This window comes from Prochlorococcus sp. MIT 0801 (genome assembly GCF_000757865.1).
Taxonomy (GTDB): domain Bacteria; phylum Cyanobacteriota; class Cyanobacteriia; order PCC-6307; family Cyanobiaceae; genus Prochlorococcus_B.
This window is the reverse complement of sequence record NZ_CP007754.1, coordinates 534,101-552,326: the sequence shown is the minus strand read 5'-3', so window position 1 is coordinate 552,326 and position 18,226 is coordinate 534,101. Positions and strand designations below refer to the sequence as shown.

Genomic DNA, 18,226 nt, shown 5'->3' with positions numbered 1-18,226 from the left:
TTAAAGAGTTAGGGCAACTCCTCCTTCAATCAACTCAAGTCTTTCGTTCAATTGATTTTCTAATTTATCAATTGCTTTACTAAAACCGCTAATTCCATCATCAAGTTTTTCCGTAGCCATTTTATCTCCAGCCATCATTAGTTCAAAAGATGTCTGATCTAGATGTATTTTCTCTTCAATGAGTAAAGGATTTTGTGCATTCAACTTGATTGGCAAGTCCAAATAAGTCTCATTAAGTTGCTGAAGTAATTTGGGCGAAATCGTTAACAAATCACATCCTGCAAGCTCGATTATTTCCTCTATATTTCTGAAACTTGCTCCCATGACCTCTGTCTGATAACCATTTGACTTGAAATAATTAAATATTTTAGTAACAGAAACGACCCCTGGATCCTCACTCGCTGGATAAGAATCCCTTCCTGTAGCAGATTTATACCAATCTAAAATTCTTCCAACAAAGGGTGAAATAAGCGTTACACCTGCCTCAGCACAAGCAACTGCTTGATAAAAATTGAACAACAAAGTTAGGTTGCAATGAATATTCTCTTTTTCTAATACCTCGGCAGCTTTTATTCCCTCCCAAGTAGAAGCAATTTTGATTAAAACACGATCGTTAGAAATTCCATCTTGATTATATTTAGCAATTAATTTTCTTGCTTTTGCAATAGTCGCATCAGTATCAAAACTTAGCCTTGCATCAACCTCGGTTGAAACACGGCCAGGAATTAATTTTAAAATCTCTTTACCGAAGACAACACAAAGTTCATCCAAAGCTTCCTTGACTACGTCAGTCTTAGAGGCACTAGCCCCTAACATTTCTCTTGAGGTAGTAAGTGCTTGATCAATCAAGTTTTGATAAGCAGGTATTTGTGCAGCCGCCAGAATTAAAGAAGGATTTGTTGTAGCGTCTCTGGGATGAAATTTCTTGATCGCTTCAAGATCACCAGTATCAGCCACCACCACAGTCATTGAAGATAGCTGATTAAGAAGGGATTCCATAAGATAAAACTTCTTTCATATGTCATAGGCTAGCTAAATTTTTTATAGATTTCACCCCTTAATCAGTACTTTTGGGGAAATTTAGCCATCTCTTAGCTTTTGATAGCCAAATGTTCTTTTTTAGAAATACTTGGAGGGATTTTTTCTATCACAAGCAAAGTCTCAATAATTTTTTTTGCCACAGGGAGAGCCACCGTTGATCCATAGGCATTTGGCTTTTGGGGTTCATCAATAACTGCTAAAACGACATAGCGAGGATCATCGATAGGAAGACTTGCAACAAAACTACAAATTTTAGAATTATAGTTAAAACCATCCTGCGATTTTTGTGCCGTCCCTGTTTTTCCTCCAATTCGATAGCCAGGAACATCTACCTCAATACCACTTTCATCGTAAAACGACACAACTGTCTCCATCCATCCAAGAACAGTATTTGTAACCTCAGGAGATAGAATCTGCTTAGGTTCTGAAGGATTATTGAAATACGACTCATGATCACCTTTCAGGCCTTTAGTGATATGAGGCGTCACAAGTCTGCCTCCATTTGCAATTAAAGCATGCAATTGAGCTAGTTTAAGCGGAGTAATAGAAAAGCCTTGACCAAAGGAGGCTACCGCAGGTTCTATAGGTTGATTTACAAAAGTCTGCTTTGATTTTATTTGTCCAGAGACTGCTCCTGGAAGATCAGTATGTGGGATTTCATCAATGCCTAGGCGCCTTAACCATTGCCAGTAATTACTCGCATTCAATTTATTCATAATCTTAACCATACCTACATTGCTTGAGACTTGTAACACTTCAGGGAAAGTCAATACACCGTTTGGTCTCCGATCCCAATTAGATAGAGGCCATCCTCCTACGGTTACTAGACCATCATCATTCACTTCTCCATCAGGGCTGATAACCCCCTCCTCCAAAGCCAATGCCAAGTTAATTGGCTTAAAGGTAGAACCAGGTTCAAATAATTCTTGTACTGACCACTCTTTAAACAGAGATGGAGAATAATCCCAATATTTATTGGGATCATAAGTTGGCGTAGAAGCCAATGCCAGAAGTTCTCCTGTATCTATATCCATTACGATGACCACACCTTTTTTTGCATTCCAATTCTTTACTTGCTTACTAATTTCTTTAATGGCTACTTCCTGAAGCCTTACATCTAAGGTTAGTTGAAGACTTAATTGATCCTCATCAAAGACTCCACGTTGAACACCTGTAGGCAAAGGTGTTCCATCAGCTCCTCTTCTGATTACACTGGTTTTTTCTAGACGCTTTAGATCACTATCTAAACTTAATTCCAAGCCAGCCTGAGGTCTTCTGTCTAAATCCAAAAAACCAACTACATTTGCAAAAAGTGATCCGTGAGGATAAAGCCTTTGAGGATACACCTCCAAATCAATACCACTTATTCCAAGTTTCTTAATTGCATTAGCTTGCTCGGGGGTCACCCCCTCTGCAAGTTTTACCCCTGAAGAATAATTTCCTAATTTGTTTAAAATCTCATCAACACTTTTGGATAGTGGCGTAGAAAGAAGCTTTGCCACTTCGACTGGTTTACGCACTGTCCTAGATGAATCACCAGGAAAATTAAAATACCTAGGATGAGCCCAAATCTTAAAACGTCTCTCATCTATTGCGACAAGCTTTCCATTTCTATCTAAAATAGATCGACGTGTCCCCAAAGGGTTCTTTTGTTCTGTTTGAACTTCGCGTGCTAGGGCTCTTAATTGATCAGACTGAAACAGCTGAAGCCAACCTACCCTTAAAAAAAGCCCCCCTAGTCCAAGGCATAATAAAACAAATATAATTCTAAACCTGGACTGAGATAAGGGCGAAAGAGTTTTTACTTTAAAAGTCTTTCTTTTCTTTCTATGATCTGCATTTCTCATGGGAATTATTAATAGCCTGATTTAATGGGAAAAGAAGATATTTTCTCTAGAAATCTACTTTTAAATGTCACATCGAATAATTTTTTAGTTTCTTCTGGTTTTGGTCTGTCTACGTAAATAAGATCTTCCGCTTTGGTAGGAACTAAATTTCTAGATAACTTTTGATTTTTCAATAGATAACTTTCAAGGATTGATGTTGATTCCAATATCCTTCGGTTCAAGTCTCTAGTGGTTTCAAGTTTAGTAAAAGACTTAGTCCACAAATATTGAGAATGAAGAGCTACGGATGACATTATCGCCACTGTTATAAGTATGCCTACCAATGCACCATCCAAAGCGATATGAAAAGCAGCTTGAATTGGAAATTTTCTTTGAACCTGTTTTGAGGAGAATACACTGTTTAACAATTGCTTTGACAACTTCTTTGTTAGAAATTGTTCTCCTTTTTGTTTATATAGAGTACGACTAATCAAATCAAAATTCGAGAGTAATTCAAGTCAAACACCTTGGTCAAGCAACTGCAAGAGCTGGAATACTGATATTTTTTTTATTTAATCTCAAGCTACTAATAGTAGACTAATAAAAGTGACTCCATTCCATAGAGAATGCATAAGAGCACAAGGGAATAACCTTCCTGAGCTCAATCTCATCAAACCAAGACCAATTCCTAAAACAAATAGAGGAGGTAATTCCCCTACGCTTAAATGAGCTAAAGCAAAGATCAAGGCACTTAATAAAACTCCGCTAGCTTTGCCAACTTTGGATACCAATACAGGCAAAAGAATACCCCTAAAAACCAACTCCTCAAAAACTGGAGCCAAAAAAACAGTTGTAATCAAAAGCAAAAACAATGGAATAAATTCATCACTACCTAAAACCAATTCCAACAAAGGATTACTTCCACCTTGGTCACCGATAATCTCATTCATTAGCCAACCAATAAGCAGTACTAAAGGCATAATCATTAACCATCCAATTATTGATTTAAAAAGTCCTTCTTTTATTGGTCTGATTTTCCATTGAAGCCAACCTCCATCAATCCCCGCAGAAACTAGACCCATTAATTGATATCTAATTATAAATAAAGGAGCTATAGTCATTGAACAGTAACCAATAAATACTCTTAGAGACTGTTTTAATGGAGAGGATAAATTATTAAACAATAAATCTGTTATTGGTATAATTAGTGCGGGGAAAACAACTTCACCAATAACAACGAAACCACCAGAGATCAGTAGAACCATATCTATTAGTGATAAGGGAGGAGATATCATTTCTGGCCATGGATTATTTTTCTTCCTTAAGAAAATTAAAGCATACCTAATCAATAATATACTCCCTATAACAGAAGCAAAAAATGGAAATAATTGTGAAGTTAAAAGCCTTATAGCTGTGCGGGAATTATATTCTTGATTAATACATTTTTCATCCGTAAATCCCAAAGTGGAACATGAAATTTGATAAAGTAAAGGGTCTAATTCAATCTCATCAACATCAGGGAATGTATCTAGTTCTTTACCTTTTTGTCTATCCAATATATAGCCTTTAACTGTTTCAAAATTCTTATCATTAAAACCTTTCTTCAAGATAAATTTTTGCTCATTCTCAGACTCTTCCAAAATTGCTAATAACAATCTTTCTCTATCCTCAATTTGTTCCAAAGGTATGTTACTGAGAGCTTGATAAAGTTTTTTTTGAGGTTCTGAACCTAAAAATACTTCTTGTATTGTTTCAGGTAAAGATGAAGAAGCTGACACTGCCATCTCAGTTTGCATCAAAGAAATCTTTGGAGCTACTGAGGGTCGCTCAAAGCTTTCTTGCAAACCTTGTTGCCAAATCAGTACAGTTAAAAGCAATGAAAATAGAGCTATCGCCCATTTCCAACCAGTTTTGGCTTGTCTCATAAAATCAACTTGTGAAGACTGACATGGAGAAAGACTTCTATCTTTACTAAAAGAACATTAGATTGCCCTCATGGCTAATACCATAAATATCTAGAAGACACTTTATTTAATGACATTGCGTCTAATTTTTGTCCGTCATGGATTGAGCAGTTTTAACAAGGAAGGTCGTATTCAAGGAAGAAACGACCTTTCAACATTGACTAGAGAAGGGCAATTGCAAGCTGAAGCGGCCGGAAAAACAATCTCTTCTATTCCAATAGATGCAATTTATAGCTCCCCTTTACAAAGAGCATCAGAAACCACAAGAATCATTATCAAACAGCATCAAAGCAAGCTTCAAGCAACTTATACAGATGAACTCCTAGAGGTTGACCTTGGGCCTTGGAGTGGTTTAACAAAAGATGAAATAAAAGATCAGTTTCCAAAAGAGCTTGCTATTTGGCAAAAAGAGCCAAAGGAACTAACCATTAATAGAGACGACGGTTCAAACTTTCAACCAATTAAAGAACTATTATATCAAGCTGAAAATTTCTTAAAATCTTTATTTGATACTCATTCAGGGTCTAATAAAACCATTTTGATAGTTGCCCATAATGCAATTCTTAGATGCTTGATACTGAAATTAATTAATGAGCCATCAAAAGGGTTTAGAAGATTGAAGTTAGATAACACCTCAATCTCAATTTGTAATATTAATTTTAATGATTGGAAAGATAGACAAGTTCAAATCCAATGTCTCAATAATATCGCTCATTTACATCCTACAATTCCAAAAAAAAGGAGTAAAAAAAGAATTATTTTAGTTAGGCATGGTGAAACAGACTGGAATAAACAAGGAAGGTTCCAAGGACAAATTGATATTCCCTTAAATAAAAATGGTAAATCCCAAGCAAAGGCCGCAAGTGAATTTTTAAAAACTAATATCATAAAAAAAGCTTTCAGTAGCTCTCTATCAAGGCCAAAAGAAACAGCTCAAATAATTCTAAAAGAACATCCAGGGATCAAAATTTCTCTCAAAGATAACCTAATAGAGATTGGTCACGGAAAATGGGAAGGGAAGTTGGAGTCTGAGATAAAGACCGACTGGCCAGATCTTCTGCAAAAATGGAAGATTTCACCTGAAAAAGTTCAAATGCCAGAAGGAGAAAATATAAATGAAGTCTCCAAGAGATCTATTACTGGTTGGAATGAAATTTGCCAAGGTCTTAATAACGATGAAACCGCATTGGTTGTCGCTCATGATGCAGTTAACAAAACCATTCTTTGCCATCTATTAGGGTTAATGCCATCAAACATTTGGATGATAAAACAAGGTAATGGAGGCGTAACAGTCATTGATCTCTCAGACAAAGAAGGTCAACCAGATCAAATCACATGTCTAAATATCACTTCACATTTGGGAGGAATTATCGACTCAACAGCTGCTGGAGCTCTTTGATTTAATGACTAATAGTTTTTTTTATGAAGATTTCCAAATACTTGAAAAGGCAGGATAATAGATAAAGAGGGAAACTGTTTTAATCAAAAGGGTGTGATCAAAGACAAAAAAAATAGTTGGGACAGTTATTAATTCTAGGCTAATTAATTAAGCTTACCAAAACGATTAATAGGCCAAAAGCGCCAGCTTGCTTTGCCAATTATTTCTTTATGGGGTAAGAACCCCCCTCCTGGCCAAAAGCGACTATCCCAACTATTAGCACGGTTATCCCCCAAAACGAATACATGTCCTTTTGGAACAGTTGAAGTCATCGGAGGACATAGATTAAATTTAGGATTACTTGAGCAGAAATTCATAACATATGTTTCATTGATTGATCTACCGTTCAAAACAATCTCTCCCTTACCATTAATCAAAAGACGATCTCCTCCCACAGCTACTATTCGTTTGATATAAGCATCACATGCACGATCAGATAGAGTAGGTATCCAAGAAATTAATGGAAAAGTTATTAATGAACATTGAAATTTAGACGGAAGTGGTTTTGTCCTATCAGCTATCAATTTCTGATCAAAGGAATATGGCGAGTTGAAAACTACAATTTCCCCACGCAAAGGTGTCCTTTTGCGCAAAGAAAATTTTTCAACAATTAGTCGATCATTTACTTTCAATCCTGGCAGCATTGACCCCGAGGGTATATATCTAGCTTCTGCTATAAAATGACGAATGCCTATATAAACGAGAATTGTTAGAGAAATAGGTCCCCAAGTATCACAGAAAGAATACCACCAACAATTTTTATTTTCTTTACTCGAGTCTGAATGATTTTGCTTCACTTGTTTATCTATAATAAATATATAGTTTACTGTATTTGTAAAGGCTACTCATATTTAGTCAATGATATTGATCATGTGAATTTCCAAGTAATTTCTCAGCCCACTTTTCTTCTTTAAATCCAACTAAAAAGCATTTACTAGATTTATATAAAAAAGGTCTCTTTATTAATCTGGGTTCCATAAAAAGTTGCTCAAACAATTCGTTATCACTCATTTTTTTTACAGCATCCGAACCAATAGAACGATATACAACCCCACTAGTATTTAAAAGATATTTTCTATCCCCATATAACTTACTAGCTGAGATAAGCATCTCCTTAGACGGGGGGGATTTTAAAAGATCAATTAATTCAAAAGTAATATCATTGTTTTTAAGCCACTTAATCGCTCTGCGACAAGTTGAGCATGAGGAATAACTAAATAATTTCAAGTTTTCAACTCATAAAAAAGATAAGTTTACCCAAAAAAGTGAAATTGAAAAAATTATTTTTGTGTTACGTCCAAATGATGTGCTTCTATACAGCTTTTTAATAATTCATCAACAGCATCGTAGTCTCTCCATCCGTCTATTACGATCACCCTCCCTTCCAAGCTTTTATAGGTTCTAAAAAACTCAGCCACATCCTCCAATTGGTTCTGAGCTATTTGCTTAATAGTATTAATGTCTCTTTGTCTTGGATCTGCAGTAGGTACACATAAGAGTTTGCCATCATAGGCACCAGAATCATGCATATCAAGAACTCCTATTGGTCTTGCCTGAATTAAGCAACCTGCAAAAGTAGGTTCTTCCATCACGACCATTGCATCAAGCGGCGCTCCATCCTCAGCAAGAGTATTTGGAATAAATCCATAATCAAATGGATATCTCACTGAAGAATGCAAAACTCTATCCAGAGCCATAATTCCTGCAGAGCTAAAATATTCGTATTTATTTCTGCTGCCAGCAGGAATCTCTACAACTAGATTTACTAATCCGGGCGATGGTGAAGGAGGAAGATCACTCAGGTCCATTTTGATTTATTGAAGTCGGTAAGCTTTTTGTTGTCTCTGACCTTTCACTAATAACAGCTAATAATGGTATTCCAAGCATTACAAATACTATTGCCAAACCAATTAAAGAAGTTGAGGTACTATTAAAACTATAAGGATCTTCATCATCGGAAGATAGTTGATCTTTTTCTTTATTAAGCAAAGGAGGGTCAATCTCAGGTGATTGCTTATTAATTAAATGTGGTTCTAAATCCATGTAAGGTTTGGAATAAATAAACCGTTAGTAAAATGTGAGAAAATCAATTAAAAGTCTTAATTCATTTGAAAGTATGTAAATATTATCCCACATTTAAGAATAACTAAGCAGCCTTTTTATCAGGATCTTGTAAATGATTAGGAATAGATTGATTCTTATCAGATTGTACATCAAGTTTATTCCTTATAATTACCAACTCATCAAGTATTGCCTTTAGAATATTTTGTGTTTCAGATGATGGAGAATTAAATATTTCTACAGTTACCTCTTTGATTCTGAGTATATCTTTTGCAAATCTTGCAACTTCATTGGGATGAAAAAGTAACAGATCTTTTTGATCACTTCTAAATTCAGTATTTAGTTTTCTTGGATTGAATGGAGGATTAAGATTTCTAGTGTCAGTATTTGTATACCTGTATACGGAAGCTCTGGATCTATTTAATGTTTTCTGAACTTCGTCAATAGTCATCAATGAATCAACTGATTTAGAAGCCGTATTCAATCCTTTATCTAAAAACTCTTCTGATCTTCCATTTGTTCCTGAATTTACTGACCCGTTAAACATTGCTAAAGAAAGCTTCTAGAAAAACATGTGAAAGAAATTAGCAGAAGAATCAAATTAATACCATGTACAATTGGACACTTTAATAAACAACCTGATTCCCGCACAAACAATATATATATTCTTACGGCCAACACTCAAAGGACTAATCTCATAAAGATTTAAATTTTAGGCTTATGCGTGTCTCCCGCTTAATGCTGATCACTCTCAGAGACGTCCCTGCAGAAGCCGATATAATTTCACATCAATTACTGGTAAGAGGTGGTTTTATCAAACGCCTAACCGGAGGTATATATGCTTACATGCCGTTGCTTTGGAAAGTTCTAAAAAAAATAACCCTAATTGTTGAAGAAGAGTTATCAAATAAAGGTTGTTTGCAAACTCTTCTGCCTCAACTTCAGCCTTCAGAAATTTGGGAAAAAAGTGGGAGGTGGAAATCATATACACAAGGAGAAGGTATTATGTTTAGCCTTAAAGATAGACAAGGTAAAGAATTAGGACTGGGACCAACTCATGAAGAAGTAATTACGCAAATAATTTCTCAAACTATTCACTCCTACAAACAATTACCTATAAATATATTCCAAATTCAAACAAAATTTAGAGATGAAATAAGGCCAAGATTTGGATTAATGAGAAGTAGAGAATTCATCATGAAGGATGCTTATTCCTTTCATGAAAATGAGAAGGATCTTCAATCAACTTATTCAGAGATGAGAGATGCCTATCAAAATATATTTAAAAAATGTGGTCTGGATTTTGTTTGTGTCGACGCCGATAGTGGAGCTATTGGAGGTGCTGCATCACAAGAATTCATGGTAACAGCCGATTCTGGAGAGGACTTAATTTTAATAAGTTCTGATGGTAAATATGGTGCTAATCAAGAAAAAGCTGTTTCCATTTTTGAAGAAGGAGAATTATTAGAGCCTAATAAACCTTCGATAATTGAGACTCCTAATCAAAAAACCATAGATCAATTATGTAACAAAAATAATTTCCACCCAAGTCAAATTGTTAAAGTATTAACTTATCTAGCAGTTTGTGATGACAATAAAAAATACCCAGTCCTAGCGAGTATTCGGGGGGATCAAGAAATAAATGATATTAAACTTTCAAATAAAATATCTCAAAAATTAAAGCAAAATGTACTTGATATTAGAATTATTACTAATGAAGATATACAAAAGCAAGGTATTACTAATATTCCATTTGGTTTTATAGGTCCAGATCTTAGCGATAATTTACTTTCAGAAGCAAAAGTATGGGAAAAGAAATTCATAAGAATTGCTGACAATTCTGTAAAAGATCTTAAAAGTTTTATATGTGGAAACAATATCAAGGATGAGCATAAAATATTTTATAATTGGAATTTAATTAATACCGAGCAACTGATATGTGATATTAGAAAAGCTAAGCCTGGAGACAGGTGCATTCATGATAAAACACAAAAGCTTCAAGAATGCAAAGGTATAGAAATAGGACATATCTTTCAATTAGGAACTAAGTATTCAGAGTCATTAAATGCTACTTTTACCAACGAAAAAGGTACTGAAGACCCCTTTTGGATGGGGTGCTATGGAATTGGTATTTCCAGATTAGCTCAAGCAGCAGTAGAACAAAATCATGATGATTTAGGTATTATCTGGCCGGCATCAATTGCCCCTTTTGACGTAATAATTATCATTGCCAATATAAAAAACAATGATCAAACGCGTTTGGCTGAGGATTTCTATCAGAAATTAATTAAAAATCGAGTTGATGCTCTTATTGACGATAGGAATGAGAGGGCTGGGATAAAGTTTAAAGATGCAGACCTTATTGGAATCCCTTGGAGAATTGTTGTCGGGCGAGAAGCTGTTTCTGGACTGGTTGAATTACATAATAGAAAAACAAAAACTACAGAGTTGTTAGATCTGAAATCCGTTTTCAAAAAACTTTCTGAAGAATTTAAAACTGAAAAACTATAAATTGAGCCCAAAGGACTCTAGAGTCTTGTGTAACTGCAAAAAACAAATGATTTCTGCCTTTCATCACCTCTCCATCAGGTTGGTGAGGGCAGCTTTGGCTATATGCCTTGGCTTCTGCCTCATATTCTTTCAATTCGCTTCAGGAGTGAATGCAGCCAAAACATTAATGACTGGAGATTTTGCAAAAGACACTATTGCAGTCTCATCAACTTTAAAAGAGACCATAACTTTACCTAAAGAAGACAAAGGACTATCTGAAGCAGAAAAAGAAGCTGTTTTTCTCATAAGTGATTATATTTCAAGATATAGGAATCGATCACAAGTAAACACTTCCACAACCTTTACAACAATGCAGACTGCATTAAATGCTTTATCGGGTCATTACAAGACTTTTGCAAACAGACCAGTTCCTGAAAATCTCAAAGAGAGGTTAAACAAAGAACTATCTAAAGCAGAGAAATTGGCAGTTAGAGATAGTTAAAGATAATCTTTAATTCATTTCTTTGACTCAGGGTAGGGCTATCTGCAAATCTTGTTTCTTCTAAAGTAAATCGGTTTCGAGCCGAATTTTCTTCCTTGGCAAATGTTGTAGTTATAGGAGCTCAATGGGGCGATGAAGGTAAAGGCAAAATCACCGATTTGCTCAGTCGCTCCGCAGATGTAGTTGTTCGCTATCAAGGTGGGGTTAATGCCGGTCATACAATTGTTGTAGAGGACAAAGTTCTCAAATTGCATTTAATCCCCTCTGGGATCTTGTATCCAGATACAATCTGTCTTATTGGGTCAGGAACAGTAGTTGATCCGAAAGTGATGATTAAAGAAATAAAAATGCTTGAAGATAACGATATCGATATTTCAGGATTAAAGCTTGCTTCAACTGCCCATGTAACGATGCCTTATCACAGGCTTCTTGATTTGGCCATGGAGCAAAAGCGAGGCGACCAAAAAATCGGTACTACTGGCAGGGGGATTGGTCCAACATATGCTGACAAATCTCAAAGAAATGGGATTCGCATAATTGATCTGCTGAGCAGGGAAAAGCTTCAAGAAAGGTTACAGGTCCCTTTAGCAGAGAAAAACGGACTTCTACAAAAGATTTATGGAATCGAACCACTAATTATTGATGAAATAATAGAAGAATATCTTGATTACGGAAAACAATTGAAAAAACATATTGTTGACTGCAATCGAACGATTCATAAAGCAGCCAGAAAAAAGAAAAATATCTTATTTGAAGGAGCTCAAGGCACTCTTTTAGATCTTGATCACGGAACCTACCCTTATGTCACTTCCTCTAATCCAGTATCAGGAGGGGCATGTATTGGAGCAGGAGTAGGTCCTACACTTATAGACAGGGTTATCGGGGTTGCTAAAGCCTATACGACTAGAGTTGGAGAAGGACCTTTCCCGACTGAATTGCAAGGGAGTATTAATGATCAACTTTGTGATAGAGGTGGTGAATTTGGAACAACTACTGGACGACGAAGGAGATGTGGCTGGTTTGATGGGGTCATTGGGAAATACTCAGTTGAGGTAAATGGATTAGATTGCCTTGCTATTACTAAATTAGACGTTTTAGATGAACTAGAAGAAATTGAGATTTGTGTGGCTTATGAATTAGATGGTAAAAGAATTGATTACTTTCCAAGTAGTGTTGAAGATTTTGAAAAATGTAATCCAATTTTCACAAAGCTACCTGGCTGGAGATGCTCTACAGAAAATTGTCGTCGACTAGAAGATCTTCCACCTGCAGCAATGAGTTACTTGAGATTCCTAGCTGAGCTCATGGAAGTTCCCATAGCAATAGTTTCCCTAGGAGCTAATAGAGATCAAACAATTGTGATTGAAGATCCTATTCACGGACCAAAAAGAGCTCTTTTGAATTCTTAAAAAACAAACAATTGTTCTTTTATGACTGTTAAATAAACTTGATGACTAATAAAACAAACTCCGCTTCTTTAGATATAGTAGGTATTGGGAATGCAATTGTAGACGTATTAATTACAACAGATGATTCTCTTCTTGAAAAACTATCTTTCGACAAAGGTTCAATGACCTTGATCGATGAAAACAAAGCTACAGAACTATATGAACTGACTACTAACAGAATTCAAAGATCAGGAGGTTCTGTTGCCAATTCATTAGCATGTGTTTCGCAGTTAGGGGGAAAGGCAGCCTTTATTGGAAGGGTAAAAGATGACAAACTAGGAGAAATCTTTACAGAGGAAATATCAACGACTGGGACCATTTTTAAGACTCCACCATCACCCGTTGGTCCCTCGACTGCCAGATGCATAATTTTTGTCACTCCAGATGCTCAGAGAACTATGTGCACTTATCTGGGTGCTTCAGTTCTCTTAGAACCTAAGGATATCGACCTCTCAGTAGTCAGGGAAGCAAAAATACTTTATTTAGAGGGATACCTATGGGACAACCCAGCTGCTAAAAATGCATTTATTAAAGCGGCAGAAATAGCTAAAAATGCAGGTCGAAAAGTTGCTCTATCCCTTTCTGATTCATTTTGTGTTATTAGACACCGTGAGAGTTTTATAAAACTAGTTGAAGATCATATAGATATATTATTTGCCAATGAAGATGAAATAACAACTTTGTATAAGACCTCCTCTCTAAGTACAGCTCTTGAAGAATTGAAAAAAAAATGTGATCTTGCCGCAATCACAATTGGTGAAAAAGGCTCAATTCTAATTTCAAATGGCAAAGAAATAAAAATAGATCCTTTCATTCTTGGGAAGGCTATTGACACCACGGGTGCAGGGGATCTTTATGCTGGAGCTTTTTTAAAAGGGTATGCAGATGGCCTAAAGCCAGAATTATCTGCAAGAATCGGGTCTATTTGTGCAGGACATATCGTTACTCAATTAGGATCTCGTTCCAATACTAATCTTTTAAATTTGATCAATTCACATCTAGAACTCTAAAGATTGAAAGTTTAAATAGAATTCACCCAATGATGATAATTTTTATTAGCTGAGACGCGAAAATAAATTATTTCTGGTATTTCGTAGCTATGCAATTCAGAAATCTTATTACAAACTTTATCTAGATTTTCTTTCTTACACTTAATCATTAATTGTACTTCTTGCGATTGATTTATATTTCCTTCCCACCAAAATTGTGATTCTATAGTCTTAAAATTTATGCAAGGTGCTAATTTCTCCCTTAAGAGAAGATTAGCTAATTTAAATGCATTCTTTTTATCGACTTCAGAAGTTATAACCAAATAAATTTCTTGATTGAAATCAGATAAAGACATGGTCTAAAAAATTCTTTATTACATATTAATAGATTTTAATTTTTCAATTAAGTTTTCAAAACTATCTACTGAATTAATATTCTTTAATTCAGTAGGTCTTTCCAACAACCAAAGATTAATTCTCATACTCAAACAGATTCGGTGCCATAAGACTTCATTACTTCCTCCTGATTGCCTACAAATGACACCAGAAATATTCCATTTCCTAATAAGAGCCTTTTCAATTTTCCCATTACTAGAGACTGAAGGGTTTAATATCGCAAAATTTGTTTTTTGAATTGATGAAGATAGTATTTTTCTTATACTTTCAGGATTAGCTAAAACTCTTGCATAAACATTTGCGCCTGCATTTCTTGCGAAGGTAAAGGCTTCCTGAAAATGCCTTACTCCTACAGCGAGCAAAATAGATTTATTCTTTAGATCATAATTTCTTAAATCACTAAATTTTTCTATTAAGAATGCATTTGAAATATTATCGATAGCTCTTTCATACCTTATGAATGCTTGACCTAGTTCCCTACAAACTTTTGAGATTGAACGTGTGATTTTCATAGCAAATGGATGAGTCAGATCAACAACGCAATGAAATCCATTTTGATGAATTCTGGCGTTTAATATGACTTCTCGGATCTCTTCCTCGGTGATTAAGGCACCAATTAATATTTTCTCTAAATTTAATTTTTCATATGGAATAGAGGCTCTATCCGAAACAACACTAACAGTAATTTTCCAGCCTTCTTTCAATAAAGACTCAGCAAAGACATGACCTTCTCCTGTTCCTGTTAACAACCAAAGATGTGGCTGGCATTTTTCTCTTATATCCATCAAGATAAACCACAATAACTAAAGAAAAAAAAATGAACCATTGCATGCTTGAGGTTTTGGTAAAGAAGGCCCCAACAGTTCGTTTTACCCAAGACAACAAAACTCCTCTAGCTGAACTAGAAGTTGAATTTGACAGCCTCCGTGCTGATGACCCGCCCTGCGCAATCAAGGTAGTTGGTTGGGGGAAATTAGCAGAAGAACTTCAAAACACAGTTCAAGTCAATTCTAAATTAGTAATAGAAGGTCGCTTAAGAATGAATACTGTTCCTCGCCAAGATGGGACTAAAGAGAAACAAGCTGAATTTACCCTTTCTCGAATCCACCCCTTTTCCTCTAAAACAGCTGTTTCATCAATACCTTCTCAAACTCAGTCAAATATAAAAAGCGATTCCGCAAATCCTTTAAATAACGAGGGTGTTAAATGGGACAGTTCACCATTAGTTCCTGATACAGATGACATTCCATTTTAAAAGAATCAACCATTTTCTTCAATGTATTCTGTAGCCCTAGTTAAAAGTTGACCTAATTCTCTCTCCAAAGCTGCCAGATCAGGTCTAAATTCAGGCCAGCTACCCTTATCTAATTGTTCAAGGATCCAAGCTCTATCCTTGTTTAATTTTTCAACAAGTTCAGTTAACTCAGAAAATTGTTTTTGGTGTGAGGCCATGAGACTGTCTCCTGAAAAACCCATCTGCTCAAGATTTTAGCCAAAATCACACTCATGAATAAACTACTTTCACCGGCAAGCCTCATCACTATCGGAGGAGCATCCCTTTCTCTAATAGGCCTAACAGCCTATTTCACTGATGCAACAAACCTTAGTGTTCCTACTTTCTTCTATGGAGTACCTATTTTTCTAATAGGTATATCACTAAAAACGACTGAGGTACCGCCTGCCCTAAGAGTAGTTCCAGCAACTAAGTTTGCCTCAGAGAGAGACGGAGCTCCTGAAGAGCTAGGAAAACTAGTTAAAGATGTGACTAGATGGCGCTATGGTCAATCTTGCCAACTTGAAGCATCTCTAAGAGTATTAAAGCTTTGGGACATCGACAATCCTCCCCAACTTTTAGAAGTAGAAGAGTTGGTTAAAGAGGGTAATTATGGAATACGAATGAGATTTGAAATGGCTGCTGTATCTTTAGAAAGATGGAATGCTCAAAAAGAACGTTTAGGAAGATTCTTTGCTAAAGGTTTGTGCGCTGAATTATTTTGTCCCACACCCGGTGCAATAGATTTAATCCTACTTCCGCAAAAACAAGAAGATAATCCACAAGAAAATGAATAAAGAAAACAAAAACGCTAACCTCAGTAAGAATATTAATAAACCCTTCACGGACAAAGATTCAATAAGAGTTTCTGTCTTAAGTGAGGCGCTTCCTTATATTCAGCGTTTTGCAAATAAAAGAATCGTAATCAAATATGGTGGCTCAGCCATGGCAGATAAAACACTTCAACATGCAGTATTTAGAGATCTAGCTCTTCTCTCGTCTGTTGGCGTTCAAATAGTAGTCGTTCATGGTGGGGGTCCAGAAATAAATCAATGGTTAGAAAAATTAGGAATCAAACCAGTTTTTCTTGATGGTTTACGTATTACCGATACCGAGACCATGGATGTCGTAGAAATGGTTCTTACTGGAAGAGTAAATAAACAGATTGTAAGTGGAATAAACAATCACGGAAGATTGGCTGTTGGACTATGTGGAATAGATGGCGGACTTATTGAGGCAAGAACGCTTGGAGGTGGAAGTCATGGTCTTGTTGGAGAAGTTGCAAAAGTAAATACAAAGATATTGAGCCCTCTTCTCGAAGAAGGTTACGTCCCAGTCATTTCTAGCGTAGCCAACTCTTCTGATGGCAGATCACACAATATCAATGCTGATACTGTTGCTGGGGAGCTTGCGGCCGCACTAGGTGCCGAAAAATTAATCCTTCTAACAGATACCCCTGGTATTTTAAAGAATGAAAATGATCCTTCTTCCTTAATAGAAAAGATACGTTTATCGGAAGCTAGAGAATTAATTGATAAAGGGATAGTTAAAGCAGGTATGAAACCTAAAGTTGAATGTTGTATACGTTCGCTTGCCCAGGGTGTGAATGCTGCTCATATCATTGACGGAAGAACTCCCCACTCACTACTTTTAGAAGTTTTCACTGATGCAGGTATTGGAACAATGGTTATGGGTAGAGGTTAAATGTCAAATATAGCTTCAGCTATAAAAGCTACTGAAGCGGCCCTTGATAAAGGTGACTACGGTACTTGCATAAGAATAATTGACCCTTTACTTCTACATTTTCAAGCAGAGACAGAAATAGGAGGGCAACTTAGGCTACTTATAGTTACTGCCTACATTGGAAAAGGTGATGAACAAAAGGCGATCAATATCTGTCAAACACTGATCCATAATAAAAAAGAAAGCGTCCGTCAACAAGCTAAACAGCTTTTATCAATACTTGATTCTCCACGTTTACCAAAACCATCAAACTGGTCAGTAGAAATACCAAAACTAGAGATGGAGCCATCTCTAAAATCTTCATTTAGCAAAGCAAAAAAGAAGAGGAAAAAAATTTATCATCCTCCAACTGGTCCAACAAAAAGTCTAGACTTTGGATTTTCAATAATAACTTTATTAATTATTTTATTATTAACCTTCCTTTTGAGTGGTTGCGTTGATATATCAACAAACTTGAGTGTTACAGGTCCAGATCGACTAAAGATTTCACTTGATATAGATAGTAATTCTGGTGAAACAATTCCATGGCAAACAAAATTTGAAGATAATCTTACTAAAAAGCATAGTATCTTAAAGCTCCAAACTCATGAGGATCAGCAGCATTTTGAATCACCAACTATTCGTTTTGAGGAAGCAAATAAATTACTTCAAGAAATAGTTTCAGTAGCTTCAAAAACTAGCGGATTCAGTATAAATAAACCTGAACTAATTACAAACAACAAAAACTGGATAATTGGTACAAATCAAAATTTTAAGATCTATTTTGATTTGAGAGAAATCCCAAAAATTCCTGGATTAAAACTAAACATCGTCATTCATGATATTGGCAATAAAAATAATTTCAAAACCAAACCTCTTGAACCTATTTTAAAACAAGGTTTAACTTTCTTTCCTCTTGAAATTGGACAGATTAACCAACTTGAGATTTCAAATTGGAAATGGAACCAAATTTCAGTTGGGATTATCTTGATAATTGCTTTAACCTTGTTGAGCTTATCCCTTCAAAGATTACGTCTCCAAATGGGCTTCGGTTTCCCTGAACTGCCACCTTAAAG

The 18,226-nt window shown here is 35.7% G+C and carries 21 protein-coding genes; 9 read left to right on the top strand and 12 right to left on the bottom strand.

Features of this window, described 5'->3' with window-relative positions:
- The 4 genes from EW15_RS02890 to EW15_RS02875 all read right to left on the bottom strand — a co-directional run bounded on the left by EW15_RS02890 (position 1) and on the right by EW15_RS02875 (position 4,792).
- Complete coding sequence (locus EW15_RS02890) at positions 1-999, bottom strand: transaldolase (RefSeq protein WP_038651701.1); 999 nt, start codon at positions 997-999, stop codon at positions 1-3.
- Positions 1,000-1,091: 92 nt separating this feature from the next.
- Complete coding sequence (locus EW15_RS02885) at positions 1,092-2,888, bottom strand: penicillin-binding protein 2 (protein WP_038651698.1); 1,797 nt, start codon at positions 2,886-2,888, stop codon at positions 1,092-1,094.
- An 8-nt stretch (positions 2,889-2,896) separates the two neighbouring features.
- A complete protein-coding gene (locus tag EW15_RS02880) occupies positions 2,897-3,361 on the bottom strand; it encodes a hypothetical protein (RefSeq protein ID WP_038651695.1) in 465 nt (154 codons plus the stop codon).
- 84 nt (positions 3,362-3,445) lie between these two features.
- Complete coding sequence (locus EW15_RS02875; RefSeq protein WP_038651692.1) at positions 3,446-4,792, bottom strand: CPBP family intramembrane glutamic endopeptidase; 1,347 nt, start codon at positions 4,790-4,792, stop codon at positions 3,446-3,448.
- A gap of 109 nt (positions 4,793-4,901) precedes the next feature.
- On the opposite strand from EW15_RS02875, the gene EW15_RS02870 reads away from it, so the two are divergent.
- Entirely contained in the window at positions 4,902-6,230 is a 1,329-nt protein-coding gene (locus tag EW15_RS02870) for a histidine phosphatase family protein (protein WP_038651689.1), read from the top strand.
- A gap of 143 nt (positions 6,231-6,373) precedes the next feature.
- Here the strand turns inward: EW15_RS02870 and lepB are convergent, their stop codons facing one another.
- The 5 genes from lepB to EW15_RS02845 all read right to left on the bottom strand — a co-directional run bounded on the left by lepB (position 6,374) and on the right by EW15_RS02845 (position 8,877).
- The gene (lepB, locus tag EW15_RS02865) at positions 6,374-7,066 is read right to left on the bottom strand and encodes a signal peptidase I (RefSeq protein ID WP_038651686.1); all 693 of its coding nucleotides are present in this window, start codon (positions 7,064-7,066) and stop codon (positions 6,374-6,376) included.
- 58 nt (positions 7,067-7,124) lie between these two features.
- Positions 7,125-7,496, bottom strand: a complete 372-nt coding sequence (locus EW15_RS02860) for a Spx/MgsR family RNA polymerase-binding regulatory protein (protein WP_038651683.1) — start codon at positions 7,494-7,496, stop codon at positions 7,125-7,127.
- Positions 7,497-7,549: 53 nt separating this feature from the next.
- Positions 7,550-8,077: an inorganic diphosphatase gene (locus EW15_RS02855; protein ID WP_038651679.1), complete on the bottom strand. Its 528-nt coding sequence runs from the start codon at positions 8,075-8,077 to the stop codon at positions 7,550-7,552.
- Positions 8,064-8,312: a hypothetical protein gene (locus EW15_RS02850; RefSeq protein WP_038651676.1), complete on the bottom strand. Its 249-nt coding sequence runs from the start codon at positions 8,310-8,312 to the stop codon at positions 8,064-8,066. The genes EW15_RS02855 and EW15_RS02850 overlap by 14 nt, the downstream gene beginning before the upstream one ends.
- A 103-nt stretch (positions 8,313-8,415) precedes the next feature.
- Complete coding sequence (locus tag EW15_RS02845) at positions 8,416-8,877, bottom strand: resolvase (RefSeq protein ID WP_038651672.1); 462 nt, start codon at positions 8,875-8,877, stop codon at positions 8,416-8,418.
- A gap of 173 nt (positions 8,878-9,050) precedes the next feature.
- On the opposite strand from EW15_RS02845, the gene EW15_RS02840 reads away from it, so the two are divergent.
- The 4 genes from EW15_RS02840 (at position 9,051) to EW15_RS02825 (ending at position 13,780) form a co-directional block, all read left to right on the top strand.
- Positions 9,051-10,841 carry a proline--tRNA ligase gene (locus EW15_RS02840; protein WP_038651668.1) on the top strand — a complete coding sequence of 597 codons (1,791 nt, stop codon included), beginning with the start codon at positions 9,051-9,053 and terminating at the stop codon, positions 10,839-10,841.
- 46 nt (positions 10,842-10,887) lie between these two features.
- Positions 10,888-11,322 (top strand): photosystem II protein Psb27, encoded by a 435-nt coding sequence (gene psb27, locus EW15_RS02835; RefSeq protein WP_038651665.1) that lies wholly within the window; start codon positions 10,888-10,890, stop codon positions 11,320-11,322.
- A gap of 95 nt (positions 11,323-11,417) precedes the next feature.
- On the top strand, positions 11,418-12,731 hold the full coding sequence (locus tag EW15_RS02830; RefSeq protein WP_038651662.1) for an adenylosuccinate synthase: 1,314 nt from the start codon (positions 11,418-11,420) through the stop codon (positions 12,729-12,731).
- Positions 12,732-12,772: 41 nt separating this feature from the next.
- On the top strand, positions 12,773-13,780 hold the full coding sequence (locus EW15_RS02825) for an adenosine kinase (RefSeq protein WP_038651659.1): 1,008 nt from the start codon (positions 12,773-12,775) through the stop codon (positions 13,778-13,780).
- 11 nt (positions 13,781-13,791) lie between these two features.
- On the opposite strand, the gene cutA is transcribed toward EW15_RS02825, so the two are convergent.
- Complete coding sequence (gene cutA / locus EW15_RS02820) at positions 13,792-14,115, bottom strand: divalent-cation tolerance protein CutA (RefSeq protein WP_038651656.1); 324 nt, start codon at positions 14,113-14,115, stop codon at positions 13,792-13,794.
- An 18-nt stretch (positions 14,116-14,133) separates the two neighbouring features.
- A complete protein-coding gene (locus EW15_RS02815; RefSeq protein WP_038651653.1) occupies positions 14,134-14,940 on the bottom strand; it encodes a precorrin-6A/cobalt-precorrin-6A reductase in 807 nt (268 codons plus the stop codon).
- Between the two features lie 32 nt (positions 14,941-14,972).
- Between EW15_RS02815 and EW15_RS02810 the strand changes: the two genes are divergently transcribed.
- A complete protein-coding gene (locus EW15_RS02810) occupies positions 14,973-15,410 on the top strand; it encodes a single-stranded DNA-binding protein (RefSeq protein WP_038651650.1) in 438 nt (145 codons plus the stop codon).
- Between the two features lie 5 nt (positions 15,411-15,415).
- Here EW15_RS02810 and EW15_RS02805 read toward each other — a convergent pair whose 3' ends face one another.
- The gene (locus EW15_RS02805; RefSeq protein ID WP_038655087.1) at positions 15,416-15,607 is read right to left on the bottom strand and encodes a hypothetical protein; all 192 of its coding nucleotides are present in this window, start codon (positions 15,605-15,607) and stop codon (positions 15,416-15,418) included.
- A 54-nt stretch (positions 15,608-15,661) separates the two neighbouring features.
- On the opposite strand from EW15_RS02805, the gene EW15_RS02800 reads away from it, so the two are divergent.
- Genes EW15_RS02800 through EW15_RS02790 form a run of 3 tightly spaced genes read left to right on the top strand, consistent with a single transcriptional unit; the run spans position 15,662 to position 18,224 of the window.
- Positions 15,662-16,225, top strand: coding sequence for a DUF2854 domain-containing protein (locus tag EW15_RS02800; RefSeq protein WP_038651647.1), 564 nt, complete (start codon positions 15,662-15,664; stop codon positions 16,223-16,225).
- Positions 16,218-17,132, top strand: coding sequence for an acetylglutamate kinase (gene argB / locus EW15_RS02795; protein WP_038651644.1), 915 nt, complete (start codon positions 16,218-16,220; stop codon positions 17,130-17,132). Before EW15_RS02800 ends, argB begins: the two co-directional genes overlap by 8 nt.
- A complete protein-coding gene (locus tag EW15_RS02790; protein ID WP_038651641.1) occupies positions 17,133-18,224 on the top strand; it encodes a DUF3153 domain-containing protein in 1,092 nt (363 codons plus the stop codon).
- The last annotated feature ends 2 nt before the right edge of the window (positions 18,225-18,226 follow it).

Excerpts from the sequence above, each read along its gene's own strand:
- EW15_RS02825 (WP_038651659.1), top strand. The coding sequence starts at position 12,773 with ATGACTAATAAAACAAACTCCGCTTCTTTAGATATAGTAGGTATTGGG.
- EW15_RS02855 (WP_038651679.1), bottom strand. The coding sequence starts at position 8,077 with ATGGACCTGAGTGATCTTCCTCCTTCACCATCGCCCGGATTAGTAAAT.
- EW15_RS02875 (WP_038651692.1), bottom strand. The coding sequence starts at position 4,792 with ATGAGACAAGCCAAAACTGGTTGGAAATGGGCGATAGCTCTATTTTCA.
- EW15_RS02810 (WP_038651650.1), top strand. The coding sequence starts at position 14,973 with ATGAACCATTGCATGCTTGAGGTTTTGGTAAAGAAGGCCCCAACAGTT.
- EW15_RS02805 (WP_038655087.1), bottom strand. The coding sequence starts at position 15,607 with ATGGCCTCACACCAAAAACAATTTTCTGAGTTAACTGAACTTGTTGAA.
- EW15_RS02815 (WP_038651653.1), bottom strand. The coding sequence starts at position 14,940 with ATGGATATAAGAGAAAAATGCCAGCCACATCTTTGGTTGTTAACAGGA.
- EW15_RS02845 (WP_038651672.1), bottom strand. The coding sequence starts at position 8,877 with ATGTTTAACGGGTCAGTAAATTCAGGAACAAATGGAAGATCAGAAGAG.
- EW15_RS02800 (WP_038651647.1), top strand. The coding sequence starts at position 15,662 with ATGAATAAACTACTTTCACCGGCAAGCCTCATCACTATCGGAGGAGCA.
- EW15_RS02850 (WP_038651676.1), bottom strand. The coding sequence starts at position 8,312 with ATGGATTTAGAACCACATTTAATTAATAAGCAATCACCTGAGATTGAC.
- EW15_RS02790 (WP_038651641.1), top strand. The coding sequence starts at position 17,133 with ATGTCAAATATAGCTTCAGCTATAAAAGCTACTGAAGCGGCCCTTGAT.
- argB (WP_038651644.1), top strand. The coding sequence starts at position 16,218 with ATGAATAAAGAAAACAAAAACGCTAACCTCAGTAAGAATATTAATAAA.
- EW15_RS02885 (WP_038651698.1), bottom strand. The coding sequence starts at position 2,888 with ATGAGAAATGCAGATCATAGAAAGAAAAGAAAGACTTTTAAAGTAAAA.
- EW15_RS02840 (WP_038651668.1), top strand. The coding sequence starts at position 9,051 with ATGCGTGTCTCCCGCTTAATGCTGATCACTCTCAGAGACGTCCCTGCA.
- EW15_RS02870 (WP_038651689.1), top strand. The coding sequence starts at position 4,902 with ATGACATTGCGTCTAATTTTTGTCCGTCATGGATTGAGCAGTTTTAAC.
- cutA (WP_038651656.1), bottom strand. The coding sequence starts at position 14,115 with ATGTCTTTATCTGATTTCAATCAAGAAATTTATTTGGTTATAACTTCT.
- EW15_RS02890 (WP_038651701.1), bottom strand. The coding sequence starts at position 999 with ATGGAATCCCTTCTTAATCAGCTATCTTCAATGACTGTGGTGGTGGCT.
- psb27 (WP_038651665.1), top strand. The coding sequence starts at position 10,888 with ATGATTTCTGCCTTTCATCACCTCTCCATCAGGTTGGTGAGGGCAGCT.